A 15,835-nucleotide genomic window follows, 5' to 3' on the forward strand; every position below is an offset into this window, starting at 1 on the left:
CGTCCTTTCTCGACTGAGGTGACCCCTACGTGGTCCGCGCGAGCCACGCCCGCACGACGTCGCCGGCGTTGTCCAGCGCGGGCGGGCGGTGGCGGTACCGCGGCGGCGTCAGGGAGTAGACCGCCGGGTTCCGCACCATCGGCACGCCCTCGACGTCCACGACGGGTTCGAGGCCGAGCCGAGTCGCCAGCTCCACCCCGCCACGCACGTCGTTGATCGGCCCGCACGGGAGCCCGGCACGGGTGAGCAGCTCGGCCCACTCGTCGGCGCCCCGGCTGGCCAGCGCGGCCGCAAGCTCCGGGCGCAGCTCGTCGCGGTGGTGGTTGCGCAGCCCCACCGTGGCGAACCGCGGGTCGGCCGCGAGGTCGCGCCGTCCGAGTACGTCGCAGAGGATCCGGAACTGGCGGTCGTTGCCCGCCACCACGATGAGCTCCCGATCGGCTGTCGGCAGCGGGCCGTACGGGAACAGGCTGGGGTGCTCGTTCCCCATGCGCTGGGGGACGACGCCGCCGGCGACGTAGGCCGAGGACTGGTTGATCATCGAGGAGAGCGCGCTCGACAGCAGGTCGATCTCGATGAGCTGCCCGCGGCCGGTCCGGCCACGGTGGTTCAACGCGGCGAGCACCGCGACGGCCGAGTGCAGACCGGTCATCACGTCGATGGCGGAGATACCGGCCCGCAGCGGGGGTCCGTCAGCCTCGCCGGTCATCGCCATCATCCCCGAGGCCGCCTGGATGAGCAGGTCGTAGCCGGGCATCGCGGCGCCCGCGTGAGTCCCGAAACCACTGATGGCGCAGTAGACGACGCCCGGGTTGGCCGAGGCGACGTCGTCGTACCCGAGGCCGTACCGCTCCATGCTCCCGGGCCTGAAGTTGTGGACGAAGACGTCTGCCCGGCGGGCGAGCGTGCGCGCCACCGCGAGGTCGCTCTCGTCGGCGAGGTCGAGCGCGATCGACCGCTTGTTGCGGTTCACGGCCAGGTAGTAGGTCGACTCGCCGTCCCGCACCGGCGGCACGAACGTTCTCGTGTCGTCGCCCGCCGGGCTCTCGACCTTGATCACGTCGGCGCCGAGGTCGCCGAGCAGCATGGTGCAGTAGGGGCCGGCGACGATGCGGGAGAAGTCCGCGACGACGAGCCCCGACAGCGGCCCGTCGCCCGACACGTCAGCCATTCCCGGTCGGCTCGAAGGTCAGCCCCTGCCACGAGCCTTCGGCCCGCCAGGCGCTGATGAGGTGGTCGAAGGCGACGATCCCGGGCCCGTACGCCCCGTTGCGCCGCGAGATGGTCGCGTTGGGCTGTCCTTCGTTGTTGTAGTAGCCCGGGGTGCACGACTCGAGGAACTCGAGGTTGGCGCGCGAGGACTCGAAGACGGTCTGGACCCAGGCCTCCTCGTCCGCCACCACCACGTCGACCGCGCGGGCACCCCGCCGGTCGACCTCGTGGATGACCTGGCTGACGTGCCGGCTCTGGACGTCGAGCACGTGGGCGAAGTTCGAGCTGACGCCCACCTGGTTGAGCGCGACGATGAAGAAGTTCGGGAAGCCGCTGGTCTGCATCCCGTAGAGCGTCGAGATCCCGGTGGAGAACTTCTCGCTCAGCTTGCGACCGCCCCGGCCGACCACGTCGTAGCCGAGCCTGCTCGCGAACGGCGCCCCTACCTGAAAGCCGCTGGCGAAAACGAGGCAGTCGACGTCGTACTCGGTGCCGTTGACCACGATCCCGGTCGGGGTGACCCGCTCGATCCCCCGGCCGTCGGTGTCGAGCAGGGTGACGTTCGGCCGGTTGAAGGTCTCCAGGTACTCGTCGTTGAAGCACGGCCGCTTGCAGAGGGCCCGGTACCACGGCTTCAACCCCTCGGCCGTGGCCGGGTCGCGCACGATGTCGACCACCCGAGCGCGGATCTCCTCCATCTTGGCGAAGTCGTCGAGCTCGTCGAGCACACCGCCGCTCAGCGTCCGGAGCCGGTAGATGGCGGTCCAGCCGTCGTTGACCAGGTCGGTCTCCGCGTCGCCGCCGGCCACGAACGTCGAGAAGTTGTCCATCCGCTCGCGCTGCCATCCGTGCCGGAGCGAGGCGAACCACGCCGGGTCGGTCGGCCGGTTGTCGCGCGCGTTGACCGCCGACGGCGTGCGCTGGACGACGTACAGGTGTCCGGCGCTGGCGCCCAGGTGGGGTACCGCCTGGACGGCGGTCGCCCCGGTCCCCACGATCGCGACGCTCTTGTCCGCGAGCCCGTCGAGCCGACCGTTGCTGTCGCCTCCGGTGTAGCCGTAGTCCCAGCGGGTCGTGTGGAACGTGTGGCCGCGGTAGGACTCGATGCCGGGCACGCCCGGCAGCTTCGGCTTCTGCATCGCGCCGGCCGTCATGCAGACGTAGCGGGCGGTGAACACATCGCCGCGGTCGGTCTCGACCGTCCAGAGTCCGGTCTCCTCGCGCCACGTGACACCCGAGACCCGGGTCTGGAGCAGCGCGCCGTCGTAGAGGCGGTAGTGCCGGGCGATCCGCCGGCAGTGTTCGAGGATCTCGGGTGCCTTCACGTACTTCTCGCTGGGCATGTAGCCCGTCTCCTCCAGCAGCGGGAGGTAGATGTAGGCCTCGGTGTCGCACGCGGCGCCCGGGTAGCGGTTCCAGTACCACGTGCCGCCGAAGTCACCGCCCTGCTCGACGAGCCGGATGTCGTCGTAGCCCAGGTCGCGCAGGCGCGCGCCGAGGAGAAGCCCGCCGAACCCCCCGCCGACGACCACGACGTCGACGTGGTCGGCGACCGGCTGGCGCTCGATCCTCGGCGTGTACGGGTCGTCGATGAAGTGCGCGAGCTCGCCTTCGAGGGCCTGGTACTGGCGCGAGCCGTCCGCGCGCAGCCGCTTGTCCCGCTCGATCCGGTACTTCTCGCGCAGCGCGTCGGGGTGGAACCCGAGTGCCCGCTTGTCTGCCTGCACTGTCACCTGACGTCTCCTGGGAGGGCTGTCGCCCGGGCCGCGTTGCGACGGACCGCTGCGATGATCTGGGGCCAGGCCTCGGGCACGATCCCGTGGCCCATGCCGTCGACGACTTCGAGCCAGGCGCCCGGTACGGCGTCCGCGGTCGCCTGGCCACCACTGACGTCGACCAGGCGGTCGTCGCTCCCGTGGACGGCGACGGTCGGCACGCGCAGGCCGCGGAGCGCGGGCGTCCGGTCCGCCGAGGCGATGGCGGCCGCCTGCTGCCGGAGCCGGCCGGCCGGGTCGTGTGCGCGGTCGTAGGCCGCGGCCGCACGGGTCCGCGCCGCCTCCTCGTCGAACGGGAAGCCGCTCCCGGCCAGCGCGCGCGAGCGTTCCACAGCCGCCTCGACGACTCCCGCACGCGTGGCGGGAGCGGGTCGGCGCATCAGCTCCATGATGGCCGGGTCCGCCTGGCCGACCGACGGGTCGCCGGTGCTCGACATGATCGAGCAGAGGGAGAGCATCCGCTCCGGCCAGTGGATCGCCACGAGCTGCGCGACCATGCCTCCCATCGACGCGCCGAGGATGTGGGCGCGATCGATGCCCAGCGCGTCGAGAAGTCCGACGCTGTCGGCCGCCATGTCGTCGAGGGTGTAGGGCAGGGTGCGGAGGTCGCCGTCTCGGATCGCGGTGAGGTCAGGGACTCCTTCGAGACGCTGGGACAGCCCGACGTCGCGGTTGTCGAAGCGGATCACGAAGAAGCCCGAGTCGACCAGGTCGTCGCGGAAGCTCACGTCCCAGCCGTCCAGCTGGGTGCCGATGCCCATGATCATGAGGAGCGGCGGGTCCGCCGGGTCGCCGTACGTGGCGCAGCACAGGCTGATCCCGTTCGCGGTGACCGACCGCGTGACCTCCGCTCGCAGGTCGTGGCGGGTCGATCCCACCGGGCCTCCTCGTCTTCGCGGCCGCCGGAGAGTGCCGGCCGGCGGCTGGCGCGCTCGTTCGGGTCTGTCACTCGTTCGGGTCGGTCAGAAGAAGTTGCTGAGGTTCTGCGACAGCAGGATGGTCTGGTCGAGGTAGATGTGGCGCCGGGCGATCCGAAACCCTTCCTCGGTACGGCGAAGTACGTCCTCGCGACGTCCGATCCACTCGTCGATCTCCGACTTCAGCCGGGTCCGGTAGAGGTGGAAGCAGGTCTCGACGGTCAGCTCGGTGCCCGAGTCCTCGACGATGCGGACATTCGTCACGAGGTGGCGGGTCCGGGACGGCGGGTCCTCTGCCCAGGCGGTCCCGGTCCCCAGCTTCTGCACCCGGCCGACGAGCGTCGCCTTGTCGTCGTCGAAGAACGCCATCTCGCCGGGCCGCGTGAACTCCCGGGAGAGGTTGCGGCGCGGAACGGTCCGACGGATCGGCATGAAGTACGCCGTGTCGTCGGTGAACAGGTCGACCCACTCCTCGAATCTCAGGTGGTCCAGCAGGGCGGCCTCGTGGGTGTAGAACCGCTCGACCTCGTACTGCAGGTACATCGCCGCGATCTTCTCCGGCGCGATCGCCGTCTCCAGGCGCATGGTTTCCATGGCTCGTCAGTCCTCAGATGTGGTCGCCGGGCGTGGTGGAGGAACGCAGCTCGTCCCAGCCGGTGCCCTTGACCCACTCGAGCCAGGACAGGTAGGTCCACAGCTGCGCGTACTCGTTGACGGGCGCCTCGATGCGGGCGACACCGTCCTCGTGGATGATCTTGCCGCGGCCGAGCCCCATCTTGAGGAGCTGCGGGATGTCCCGGCTGGCGCCGCCGCGGGTCTGCATCGTGCTCTGCGACCAGTTCTCGCCGTCCTCCTGCTCCAGGAAGCCCGCCGGGCCGAACGAGTGGATCTGGCGACCGAGCTGGGCCCTCTGCTCCTCGGGCGACTCGTTGCGGTCCCGGAAGCTGAACCACCACACCTCGGTGACGCCCGCGCTGCGCGGGACCCGAAGGCTGATCTGCGAGTCCATCGTGAACCAGGCGGTCGGGAAGAGGTGCGGGTGGCCGGCGAACCGTGACCCGACCGGGCCGAGGAACGCGAGCGGACCGGGGTTCTGACGCCAGGTCACGAGCTCGTGCATCTCGGTCGGGAGGGTTTTCAGTATCGAGTCGAGGCTCGGGCCGGAGATCGCGTGTCCGTACTCTCCGAGCGCGACCAGGGTGTCCAGGTCGGTGGGGAGCCGCTGCACGCCGAGGCTCTTGCCCTCGTCGGTCTTGGCGCCTCCGGTGTCGGTCGCGTCGGCACTGGGGATCATCCCGACGGCCTGCGCGGAGATGTGGGTGATCTGCGGGTGGTAGTAGTCGAAGGCGTTGTCCACGGCGAACTTCCAGTTGCAGTTGAGCGTGAACTTCTGGACGCCCGGACGGGCCTCGATGTCACCCCGCTCGGCCAGCAGGTCGATGCCGATCCGGCCCGTGCGCCCGAGGAACTCCAGCAGCGGCGGGGCCTGCGGGTCCATGGTCGCGAAGATGAACCCCTTGTAGTTGTCGAGCTGGGCCACCTTGCGCAAGGGATGCTTCGTCTTGTCCAGGTCGTCGTGGTAGAAGTCCGACATCCCGGGTACGCCGACGAGTTCGCCGTCCAGGCCGAACGTCCAGCCGTGGTAAGTGCACATGAAGTTCCTGACGTTGCCCTCCTCGGCCCGGCAGACCGCGTTGCCGCGGTGTGTGCAGGTGTTGAGCAGAGCCTTGATGCCGCCGTCGCGCTGGCGGACCACGAGCACGTTGTCCTTGCCCATGGGCGCCTCGAAGAAGTCGCCCTTCTTCGGGATCTGCGTCTCGTGGCACAGAAAGAGCCAGGCCCGCCCGAAGATGTGCTTCATCTCCAGCTCGAAGATCTCCTCGTCGCTGAAGATCCGGCGGTCCAGCTCCCCGGTCGCCACGTTGACGAGCGACTCGAGGTAGGCGGTGGTTCCGGGCGCCGCGGTGGTCATGTCAGTTCTCCCCTCGTTGCTGAGGAAGGTCACGCACGATCGAAGACGTGGCCCCAGTACGCCGAGGCGTCGTAGGTCACGACCGACCAGGTATCGTCATCGATGAGCAGCCCGTCGGTGCCGTACTCGACCCCGAAGCCGGACGGGGACTCCACGTAGAAGGACAGCATCTTGTCGTTCGTGTGGCGCCCCAGCGTGGCCAGTTGCCGGATCTCGCGCTGGTGCACCTTGTCCAGGGCGCGGCCGACGACGTCGAGGTCGTCGACCTCCACCATGAAGTGGTTGATCCCCGCCGACCCGTCCCCGTAGACCGGAGCCACGGCGAGCGAGTGATGCCGCGGGTTGGTGTGCAGGAAGGTGAGGAGCAGCCCCGGGACCGGGACGATGTGGTCGCTCACCTTGAAGCCGAGGACCCGCCGGTAGAACTCGGTCGTCTCCTCGGCGTTGTCGCAGACCACGACGACGTGCCCCAGTCCCGTGTCCGCGCCATCGGGAGCGGTGGTGACGAACCGCGCACCCGTGGGCGAGACGAACGGCTCCCGCATCATCGTCGCGCCGTAGTGGAACTCCAGCGCGTACCCGGCAGGATCGGTGCAGCGGAGCAGCCGGCGTACGCCACGGCGCTCGGCGAGCCCCGCATCGTCCTTGTAGGGAACGCCGGCCCCGTCGAGTGCGGCCGCCACCTCGTCCAGGGCGTCAGGCCCGGAGACCTGCCAGCCGACGTAGTCGAGCTCGTCGTCGCCGACCCGCAACGTGAGGCGATGAGCGCGCTCGTCCATACGCAGGACCAGGGCGTCCTCGCCGTCGATTTCCTGGCGAGAGGCGGTCATGCCCAGGATCTCGGTCGCGAAGACCTCCCAGTCTTCGAGGCTCTTCACCCGGAGTCCCAGGTAGCCGAGTGCTTCGACTCTCGTCATGCGTTGACCCGTCCCCTCTGGTTCACGTCGAGCTGGTCCACCGATCGTGCGAGGGGTGGGCGCGCCCGACAACGAAGCCGTTCCGTCTGGTCGAACAGGCGCGCGGCACGCATCAGGCGACCAACGTGCTGACGTGGCCGGAGAGCTGCTCGGCCGCCTTGAGCATCACGCCCTTGTAGCGCAGCACGGAGCGGCCGACGGCCGCGGCCGACAGTGACAGCGCGGCCACCGGCTTGTGGGTCCGCCGGTCGAGGACCGGCACCGCGATGCACGAGACCCCGAGGAACGTCTCCTCGAAGTCGGTGGCGAACCCCTCTTCGCGGACCCGGTCGAGCGCCCGCCCCAGCAGGTCGGGGGTGGCGATCGTAAACGCGGTGAACCGGTAGTAGCGGGCCTGCATGGAGCCGCCGGTTCGCGGCTGGGAGAACGCGAGCATCGACTTCCCGAGCGCCGTCGCGTGCTGTGGCCGGCGCATGCCCACCGCGGTGTTGATCCGAACCGACTCCGGTCCGAACAGCTTCTCGACGTACAACACGCTCGATCCGGCGGGCACGGCGAGATGGACCGCCTCGCGGGTCTGCGCGTAGAGCTCGCTCAGCACCGGCATCGCCCGGTCCCGTAAGCCGTTCGCACGCGCGACCGCGACCTGGTTTCCCAGCTCGAACGCCCGGGTCGACAGCGCGTACTTGTCGCCCGCCCGCCGTACGTAACCGCTGTCGATGAGAACCGTCAGGAGGCGGTGCGCGGTCGACTTGGGAAGGCTGACGACCTGAGCGAGCTCGGAGACGCCCATGACGGCGCGAGGGCCGCCCAGCGCGTCCAGGAGGGCCAGCGCCTTGCCTGCCGATGTGTCGTGACTGCTGCCGACCCCTTCGTTCTTGGCCCGCTGGAGATCCACCAGACCCTCCTCTCCCCACTGCCGTCCCCGCACCGTTCCACTCTTGGGAACATTAGGGACGTGAGATATGGTATATCAGACGCCAGGATGTCGATCGCAACTTTCTCGAAGCGAGGAACGGGATGCAGCACAGCGCCATCGTGGGAGCCAGCGCCGCGGGCGTCTCAGCCGCGATCGCGATGCGCTCGCACGGCTACGACGGACGGATCACGGTCATCGACCGGGACCCTCATCCGCCGTACGAGCGCCCCCCGCTCTCCAAGCTGGCGGACCGCACACTCCGCCCGATCGCTCCTCCCGGCCGGTTCGCGGAGCTCGACATCGAGCTGCGGCTCGGCATCGAGGTACACGGCGTCGATCCGGTCTCCCGCACCCTCCACCTCGATGCCAGCGACTCCCTGAGGGTCGACGCCCTCCTGCTGAGCACCGGGGTCGCCGCGCGGCGGCTGACCGTCCCGGGCTCCAGCCTCTCCCACGTCCTCGTGCTGCGGGACGCGTCGGATGCCGCCCTGCTGGCTGACCGCCTCTCCGCCGGCGGTCCGCTGGTCGTCGTCGGAGCGGGCTTCATCGGGCTGGAGATCGCGGCACTGGCCCGCGAGCGCGGGCTCGACGTCACCGTGGTCGAGGTCGGCGCCCGGCCGCTGCAAAACCTCGACGAGCGCATCGGTCTGCGGGCGCTGGAGCTCCACCAGGACCGCGGAGTGCGGTTCGTTCTGGGGCGGACGGTGGAACGGTTCGAAGGGGTGGGCGCCGTCGAGGAGGTCGTGCTCGACGACGGCACGCGGATCCCGGCGGCAACGGTCGTCGTCGGTGTCGGTGTCGAGCCCCGCACCGAGCTTGCCCGCGCGATCGGCGTACGGACCGACGGCCAGGGCATCGCCGTCGACGCCTACGGACGCACCGACGTGTCATGGGTGTACGCCGCCGGCGACGTCGCGAGCCAGCCGCATCCCCAACTCGTCGCGGGGCCGGGCCGGATCGAGCACTGGGACGTCGCTTTGAAGCACGGCACCGCGGTCGGCGCGACCATGGCGGGGCATCCGACAGCGTTCACCGAGACGCCGTACGTCTGGTCCGACCAGTTCGGACTCACGTTCCAGATGTTCGGGCGCCCGCGCACGACCGACGAACTCGTCATGCGACCAGACTCGACATCGAAGTCCTACCTGGGTTTCTGGCTCCGCGACGAAGTCGTCGTCGCGGTGTGCGGCCTCGACCGCCCTCGCGATGTCGGGGCGGCGCGCCGGCTCGTCCAGCTCCCCGTGGGAGCGCATCGCGACGCTCTCGCCGACGGCGGCATCGAGCTCAGGGCCCTGATCAAGACCATGACGCGCGGCTGACGCCCGCGATCCGACCCATGGAGTGTGAGGACCACGTGACCTGGACAAAGGCGTGCGGCACGTCCGACATCGAAAAGGGCGAGGGCTTTCAGCTCGACCGGGAGCACCCGATCGCCCTCTTCAACGTCGACGGCGAGTACTTCGCGATCGACGACACCTGCACTCACGACGAGTCGTCGCTGGCCGACGGGTACGTGGACGGGGACGTGGTCGAGTGCGCGTGGCACTTCGCCAAGTTCTGCATCAAGACCGGAGAGGTGCTCAGCCTTCCGGCCACCTGCCCGGTCGCCACCTACGCCGTCAAGGTCGAAGGCGACGACGTCTTCGTCGACCTCCCCGACTGAACCCGACAACCCGACCGACGAGGAGTCCGCCCGCCGTGACGACCCAGACCGACTCGACACCAGCCCTGACCTACGACAGCACGCACCGGATCGTTCACACTCCGGACTACGAGATTCAGATCAACGAGGCCGGCGAGGGTCACCCGGTCCTGCTGATCCACGGCACCGGCCCCGGTGCCACGGGCTGGTCGAACTTCGCACCGAACATCGAGCCGCTGTCGCGACGGTTCCGGGTCGTCGCGGTGACGATGCCGGGCTGGGGTGAGTCGAGCCGGCAGAGCGTGGCGTCCGGTTTCGACCAGGGCGAAGCGGTCAAGCAGTTGATGGACGCGCTCGGCATCGAGCGGGCGGCCGTCGTGGGCAACTCCATGGGCGGCGGGATCGGCATCATCATGACCGCGAGGTGGCCGGAACGGGTGTCCCACCTGATCACGATGGGATCCGGGGTGTGGGGCGTGAACGTGCTCTCGCCGGCCGGGATGAGCGAAGGGTTCAAGGTCCTCGTCGAGACCTACCATGACCCGTCGCCGGCGAACTTCAAGAGGCTGGTCCAGGTGATGTGCTTCGACCCCGCCTTCGCCACCGACGACCTCGCCGACCAACGGTCCCGGGCGGCGCTGGCGCACCCCGAGCACCTCGGCGACTGGCTCGACCGCGCCAAGGTCGGCCTTGGTCAGGAAGCCTTCATGTCCGCGGCGGGTGCGCTCTCGACCTCCAGCGTGCCGGCGCTCGTCATCCACGGTCGCGATGACCGGACCGTCCACTGGGAGCTCAGCCTCCGCGCGATGTCGATGATCCAGGACTCGCGGATGGTCCTGCTGAACCGGTGCGGCCACTGGGCGCAGCTCGAACACGCCGCGGAGTTCAACCGGCTCGTGGCCGAGTTCGTCACCAACCACTGACCGAGGAGAGCCTGACGTGCGCGGACTTGAGGACCGGGTCGTACTCGTCACCGGCGGCGGCTCCGGTGTCGGGCGGGCCATCGTGGACCGCTTCCTCGACGAGGGCGCGCGGCTCGCGGTCCTCGAACGGGACGCCGACAAGGTCGCCTCGCTGGAGTCGATCGGAAGCAAGGAGCTCGTCACGGTGACCGGCGACGTCACCTCCTACGCGGACAACGAGCGGGCCGTCGCTGCTGCCGTGGAGACGTTCGGGCGCCTCGACGTACTCATCGGCAACGTCGGCATGTGGGACTTCAGCCGCAACCTGGTGGATCTCTCGCCGGGCGAGCTCGAAGCGGGATTCCGTGACCTGTTCGCCGTGAACGTGCTCGGCTACCTGCTCGGCGCGAGGGCGGCAGCGGCGGCGCTCAAGAGGTCGCGCGGCGCGATCATCCTCACGCTCTCCAACGCGTCCTTCTACCCGCGGGGCGGTGGCGTCCTTTACACGGCGACGAAGCACGCCGGACTCGGCCTCGTGCGGCAGCTGGCCTACGAGTTGGCCCCCGAGGTTCGGGTGAACGCAGTGGCTCCCGGAGCGATGGCCACCAACCTGACCGGACCGAAGTCGCTGGGCCTCGACCGGCGTCAGATCAAAGACATCCCGATCCAGGAGTACCTGGAGAAGCACTCCGCCCTCGAACGCGCGATCGAGCCAGCGGACTACGCCGGTACCTACGCGCTGCTGGCTTCGAGCCACGACGCCCTCACCGTCACCGGCACCGTCTTCGACATCAGCGCGGCGGGTACGCCGCACCGCGCTCGATGACAGAGGGGCTGCCAGACGAGCCCGCCGGTGCGGCCGATCTCAGCCCTTCAGGCCGGTGTGTGCCAGGCCCTCGATGAACTGGCGTTGGGCGATGACGAAGACGATCAGCACCGGGATCGCGGTCAGGGAGGCGGCCGAGAGCTGGACGTTCCACATCGGACCGCCGTACGCGTCGACGAACTGGGTCAGGGCCTGGGGCAGGGTGAACTTCTCCGGGGTGGAGAGGAAGACGATCGGTTCCAGGTAGAGGTTCCAGCTGTGCAGGAAGGTGAAGATGGAGACCGCGCCCAGGGCCGGCCGGGACAGGGGCAGCCCGATGCGCCAGAAGGTCGCGAAGCGGCCCAGCCCGTCCAGCCGCGCCGCCTCCTCCAGCTCGACCGGTAGCGCGATGAAGAACTGCCGCATGATGAAGGTGGCCAGCACGCTCGGCGCGCCGAGGATCGGCACCAGGATCAGCGGCCAGTGGGTGTCGACGAGCCCGAGCGCGTTGAACATGCGAAAGAGCGGCACGATCGTCACCTCGCTCGGGATGAGCAGGCCGAGCAGCACCACGAGGAAGAGGAGGTTCTGTCCGCGGAAGCGGATGCGGGCGAAGGCGTACCCGGCCATCGACGACACCGCGAGGGTGCCGAACGTGACGACCAGGGCGATGTACGCCGAGTTGAGGTACTGCCGGGCGAACGGCTGGGTCGTGAACGCGTCCCGGTACCCGTCGAAGCTCACCGACGTGGGGATCGGTGAAGGCGGGAACGCGAACACCTCCGACACCGGCTTGACCGATGAGGTGACCATCCACCAGGTGGGGAAGACGAACGGGATCGCCAGTACGCAAAGGGTGCCGTAGAGGAGCACCTTGGCGCGCGGCGAGAGCTTACTGCTCATGGAAGACCCACCTCTTGCGCATCTGCCACTGCACGACGGTCAGCGCCAGGACGATGAGGAACAACAGCACGGAGATGGTGGCGCCGTAGCCGAAGTGGTGGAACTGGAACGCCTGCTGGTAGAGGTAGTAGACGAGCACGGTGGTGGAGGAGCCGGGGCCGCCCTGGGTGAGCACGGCGATCTGGGCGAAGACCTGTAGTGAGCCGACCACTGTGATGATCGAGGTGAGCAGGATCGTCGGGCTGATCAGGGGTACCGTGATCCGGCGGAACTGGGTCCACCGGCCAGCCCCTTCGACCCGGGCCGCCTCGTAGAGCTCGCCCGGCACGCCCTGCAGCGCGGCGAGGAAGAGCACCATGTTGAGGCCGACGTTCTTGACGACCTGCACGACGATCACCGAGAGCATCGCGGTGAGGTCACCGCGCAGCCAGTTGGGGCCGTCGACGCCGATCGTGTCCAGCAGGCCGTTGATGCCGCCGTTGTCCTGCAACAGGAAGCCCCAGACGATGGTCCAGGCGACCAGCGACACGACGACCGGCGAGAAGAACATGACCCGGAAGAACGCGGTGCCACGCAGCCGCTGGTTGAGCAGCACCGCGAGGAAGAGTGCCAGGCTCAGGTTGAGCGCGACAAGACCGATCGAGAAGAGCGCGGACGCCCGCAGCACGCCGGGCAGGTTGGGGTCCTCGGCCATGGCACGGTAGTTGCCGGCGCCGACGAAGTCGAACGTGTCGGCGAGCACGTTCCACTCGTGCAGGGAGTACCAGACCACCAGGCCGAGCGGGATCAGTACGAAGAGCACGCTGCCGACGAGCTGCGGCGCGATGAACAGGTAGCCGGCCAGGTGGTCGCGGCGGCGGGTGGTCCACCAGCGGCGCCCGCCGTCGAGGGCGGGCCGGTGCGAGGTCCGGCCCGCCTTGCGGTCGTCGGTCAGCAGTGGCATCTACTTGGCCAGCAGCGGGTCGATCGCGGTGCACACGCCGCCGAGCACCGCCGGCACGTCCGCGCCCGGCTTCCACAGTGGATCGAGCGCCGAGCGGACCGCCTGCGACAGCTCCGCCTGGCCGGTGTGGCTGGGCTTGACGACGCCGCTGGAGATCCCGTCGATCACGACCGCCTCCAGCTGCTCCGGCTTGAGCAGCGGGTTGGTCTTGGCGAGCGTCTCCGTCGTGAGCAGCGACGTACGCGGCGGCGGGAAGAACTGCGCGAGCTTCGCCGAGTTGGCGGGGTTGGTGAAGAAGGAGAGGAAGTCGGCGGCCGCCTCGGCGTTCCTGCCCTTCTTGAGCACGCCCAGCCCGCCCTGGCCGATCACCGCGTACCTGCCCTTGGGGCCGGTCGGCAGCGTCACCAGGTCCCAGCCGAACGCGCCGTCCTTGAGCAGCGAGGCTCGGGAGATCTGGGTGATCGTCATGCCCGCCTCGCCGGCGAAGAAGTCGGCGGTCGTACCCGGGCCGGGAAACGCCTTGTCGGTGAACGTCGCCTTGTGCAGGAACGTCATCGCCTCGACCATCTCCGGTTTGTCGAAGCCACAGGTCTTCCCGTCGGCGCTCCACGCCTCGGCTCCCCAGCCGGTCCATACCGTGGACAGGTTGTCCCAGCCCTTGTAGTCGAAGTCGCGTACCACCAAGCCCGCCTTGCCGGTCTTCGCGTTGATCGCGGCGGCCAGCTTCGTCGCGTTCTCCCAGGTCCATTCGTTCGCGGCGATGAGCTCGGCGGGCGTCTTCTGGCCGACAACCTTGACCAGGTCGGTGTTGACGAAGATGCCGAAGGGCGAGGTGGAGAAGGGGTAGCCGTACAGCTTGCCGTCGGCCTGCCAGAGCTTCGTGGCGGCCGGGGCGAGCTCGTCGAAGCCGTACCCGTCGGTGCCCTTGAGCGTGTCGTCGAGCGGCAGCAGGGCGCCGGAGGAGACGAAGTCGGGTGCCGCGTTTTCCAGGACCCAGGCCAGATCGGGCGGGTTGCCGCCGGCGATCTGCGTGGTGAGCGTGGTCGTGTAGCTCTCGAACGGGATGGCGTCGAAGGTGATCGCGGTGACGTTCGGGTGTGTCTTCTTGTATTCGTCGGCGATCTCGTTGAAGAGCTTGACGTGCGCCTCGTTTGCCGACCAGGTGGTCATCCGCAGTGTGATCGGGCCGTCGTCGGCCCCGCCGCCCTCGCCGGAGCCGCAGGCGGTAAGGCCGAGCAGCGCCGCCACCGCGACCGCGACCGTTGTCCGTGCTCGCGTTGTCCGTGCTCTCATGAGGATCCCTCTCAGTAGCCCGAGACGTCGGGCCAGCGCAGCTCGACGCCCTCGGCGGTGAGGCGGTTCTGGAAGTCGGCCAACAGGCCGGGGGTATCGTGCACGGCGGCCGGAGTGGTCCGGCGGGCCAGGCAGAAGTCGGCGAGCACGCCGGCGACCTCGCCGGCGTTCCACTCGACGGGGTGCAGTCGATAGGAACCGTTGGTGATGTGGGTGGTGCCGATGTTCTTCCCGCCCGCGATCAGGTTGGTGACCCGCCGCGGAAGCAGGGCACCCAACGGGATCTCGAACGGGCACGAGGCGACGTCGATGTAGTTGTCGCCGCCGGTCGACGGGTGCAGGTCGATGCGGTACATGCCGACGCCCACACTGTCCGGATAGGACACCGCACCCTTGTCCCCGGGAACGGCCAGCGACAGCTCCTGCTCGACGACCGTGTACCGGGCGCGGATGCGGCGGGACTCGCGGATGTACGGTGCCTGGGCGAGACCGTCCGGGCTGCCGGTCACGTCGCCGCGCAGCCGCAGGCCGGGAAAGCCGGTGCCGCCGTCCGGGCGGGGCGCCTCGGTCTGCAGCCAGTAGAGCATCGAGCGGGACAGCTCGCGGGCCGCGGCGATAGCGGCCGCCGGGTCGGGTACGTCGACGACCGGCCCCTCCAAGTAGTCGATCTGCGGCCAGTTGACCAGGCAGATGTCGCTGTCGTAGAAGCCGTCCCGGAAGTTGCGCCGGGCGGCGATCCGCCGGAACGTCCACAGGTTGCCGTCACCCGGGTCGCGCCGCTGGTCAGCGACGACGAGTCCCGGGTCGTCGTCCGGGTTGGGGGTGAACGACCGCTCGCTCAGCTCGAGCGTGCGCGGGTGCGGGGCGCGGAACGACAGCAGCCGGTCGCCCCAGAACGGCGGCTGGTATGCCCGCCAGAAGTCGTACCGCTCGGGCTTGTCTATCGTGTGGTCGCCGTCGACGTGGTCGACCGCGAAGCAGACCGAGAACGCCTGCATGTTGGCCGGCTGCGCCTCGTCGGGGGCGCTCGGCTCGCCGGTCTCCGCCCGCGACTCGAATCCGGTCACGTACTCGGTGCCGGTCAGCGGCAGCAGCTCGCCGGTCTCAGTCGCGTCCACAATGTACGGTGCGGTGACCGTCACCTCGCGGCCCTCGTACGCCACGGTCACCGCGGTCACCCGGTCACCGTCCACATCGGCCGACACCGGGTGGGCCGGCTGCAGGACCACCAGACGGCCACTTCCCCGGTACGGCGCGAGCATGCTCTCGATCACCGCGACCGCGACCCGCGGCTCGTGGCACAGGCGGCTCACGTAGCCGGCGCCCGGGTTGAGGTGGCGGTCGGCGCGGGCCCGATCGGTCAGCGGGTAGAAGCGGCGGTAGTGCTCGCGGATCCCGTCGCGCAGCGCCCGGTAGGAGGCGGTCACGCCGAACTGCTCGACCCAGCTGTGCTCGTCGGGCGGCACCGCCTGGCTGGTGAGCTGGCCGCCGAGCCAGTCGTACTCCTCGGTGAGCACGACCCGCCGCCCGGCGCGCAGCGCGCCCAGAGCGGCAGCGACGCCACCGAGTCCCCCGCCGACGACCAGCAGGTCGCAAGTCAGATCTGACAACACGTGCCCTTTCCGTCGGAACGCC

General features: G+C 69.3%; 15 protein-coding genes. 4 read left to right on the plus strand and 11 right to left on the minus strand.

Annotation, left to right across the window (positions count from 1 at the left end):
- Window positions 1-25: 25 nt before the first annotated feature.
- The 7 genes from RB614_RS12075 to RB614_RS12105 form a co-directional block, all read right to left on the minus strand.
- Entirely contained in the window at window positions 26-1,171 is a 1,146-nt protein-coding gene (locus RB614_RS12075) for a CaiB/BaiF CoA transferase family protein (RefSeq protein WP_308712533.1), read from the minus strand.
- Window positions 1,164-2,945, minus strand: a complete 1,782-nt coding sequence (locus RB614_RS12080) for a flavin-containing monooxygenase (RefSeq protein ID WP_308712534.1) — start codon at window positions 2,943-2,945, stop codon at window positions 1,164-1,166. The genes RB614_RS12075 and RB614_RS12080 overlap by 8 nt, the downstream gene beginning before the upstream one ends.
- The gene (locus RB614_RS12085) at window positions 2,942-3,865 is read right to left on the minus strand and encodes an alpha/beta fold hydrolase (RefSeq protein WP_308712535.1); all 924 of its coding nucleotides are present in this window, start codon (window positions 3,863-3,865) and stop codon (window positions 2,942-2,944) included. Before RB614_RS12085 ends, RB614_RS12080 begins: the two co-directional genes overlap by 4 nt.
- 84 nt (window positions 3,866-3,949) lie before the next feature.
- Window positions 3,950-4,498 (minus strand): aromatic-ring-hydroxylating dioxygenase subunit beta, encoded by a 549-nt coding sequence (locus RB614_RS12090; protein ID WP_308712536.1) that lies wholly within the window; start codon window positions 4,496-4,498, stop codon window positions 3,950-3,952.
- 13 nt (window positions 4,499-4,511) lie between these two features.
- Entirely contained in the window at window positions 4,512-5,876 is a 1,365-nt protein-coding gene (locus RB614_RS12095) for an aromatic ring-hydroxylating oxygenase subunit alpha (RefSeq protein WP_308712537.1), read from the minus strand.
- A 29-nt stretch (window positions 5,877-5,905) separates the two neighbouring features.
- Window positions 5,906-6,793: a VOC family protein gene (locus RB614_RS12100; protein WP_308712538.1), complete on the minus strand. Its 888-nt coding sequence runs from the start codon at window positions 6,791-6,793 to the stop codon at window positions 5,906-5,908.
- A 112-nt stretch (window positions 6,794-6,905) separates the two neighbouring features.
- A complete protein-coding gene (locus tag RB614_RS12105; protein WP_308712539.1) occupies window positions 6,906-7,691 on the minus strand; it encodes an IclR family transcriptional regulator in 786 nt (261 codons plus the stop codon).
- Between the two features lie 122 nt (window positions 7,692-7,813).
- On the opposite strand from RB614_RS12105, the gene RB614_RS12110 reads away from it, so the two are divergent.
- Genes RB614_RS12110 through hcaB form a run of 4 tightly spaced genes read left to right on the plus strand, consistent with a single transcriptional unit; the run spans window position 7,814 to window position 11,082 of the window.
- A complete protein-coding gene (locus tag RB614_RS12110; RefSeq protein ID WP_308712540.1) occupies window positions 7,814-9,031 on the plus strand; it encodes an NAD(P)/FAD-dependent oxidoreductase in 1,218 nt (405 codons plus the stop codon).
- 17 nt (window positions 9,032-9,048) lie between these two features.
- The gene (locus tag RB614_RS12115) at window positions 9,049-9,375 is read left to right on the plus strand and encodes a bifunctional 3-phenylpropionate/cinnamic acid dioxygenase ferredoxin subunit (protein WP_308712541.1); all 327 of its coding nucleotides are present in this window, start codon (window positions 9,049-9,051) and stop codon (window positions 9,373-9,375) included.
- A gap of 35 nt (window positions 9,376-9,410) precedes the next feature.
- On the plus strand, window positions 9,411-10,277 hold the full coding sequence (locus RB614_RS12120; protein WP_308712542.1) for an alpha/beta fold hydrolase: 867 nt from the start codon (window positions 9,411-9,413) through the stop codon (window positions 10,275-10,277).
- A 16-nt stretch (window positions 10,278-10,293) separates the two neighbouring features.
- Complete coding sequence (hcaB, locus tag RB614_RS12125; protein ID WP_308712543.1) at window positions 10,294-11,082, plus strand: 3-(cis-5,6-dihydroxycyclohexa-1,3-dien-1-yl)propanoate dehydrogenase; 789 nt, start codon at window positions 10,294-10,296, stop codon at window positions 11,080-11,082.
- A 39-nt stretch (window positions 11,083-11,121) separates the two neighbouring features.
- Here hcaB and RB614_RS12130 read toward each other — a convergent pair whose 3' ends face one another.
- Genes RB614_RS12130 through RB614_RS12145 form a run of 4 tightly spaced genes read right to left on the minus strand, consistent with a single transcriptional unit; the run spans window position 11,122 to window position 15,810 of the window.
- Window positions 11,122-11,964 (minus strand): carbohydrate ABC transporter permease, encoded by an 843-nt coding sequence (locus RB614_RS12130; protein ID WP_308712544.1) that lies wholly within the window; start codon window positions 11,962-11,964, stop codon window positions 11,122-11,124.
- Entirely contained in the window at window positions 11,954-12,907 is a 954-nt protein-coding gene (locus RB614_RS12135) for a carbohydrate ABC transporter permease (protein ID WP_308712545.1), read from the minus strand. Before RB614_RS12135 ends, RB614_RS12130 begins: the two co-directional genes overlap by 11 nt.
- Window positions 12,908-14,200 carry an ABC transporter substrate-binding protein gene (locus RB614_RS12140; protein WP_308712546.1) on the minus strand — a complete coding sequence of 431 codons (1,293 nt, stop codon included), beginning with the start codon at window positions 14,198-14,200 and terminating at the stop codon, window positions 12,908-12,910. It abuts the gene before it with no gap.
- An 11-nt stretch (window positions 14,201-14,211) separates the two neighbouring features.
- Complete coding sequence (locus RB614_RS12145) at window positions 14,212-15,810, minus strand: FAD-dependent oxidoreductase (protein ID WP_308712547.1); 1,599 nt, start codon at window positions 15,808-15,810, stop codon at window positions 14,212-14,214.
- Window positions 15,811-15,835 lie beyond the last annotated feature (25 nt).

Source organism: Phytohabitans maris, from assembly GCF_031085175.1.
Lineage (GTDB): Bacteria > Actinomycetota > Actinomycetes > Mycobacteriales > Micromonosporaceae > Phytohabitans > Phytohabitans maris.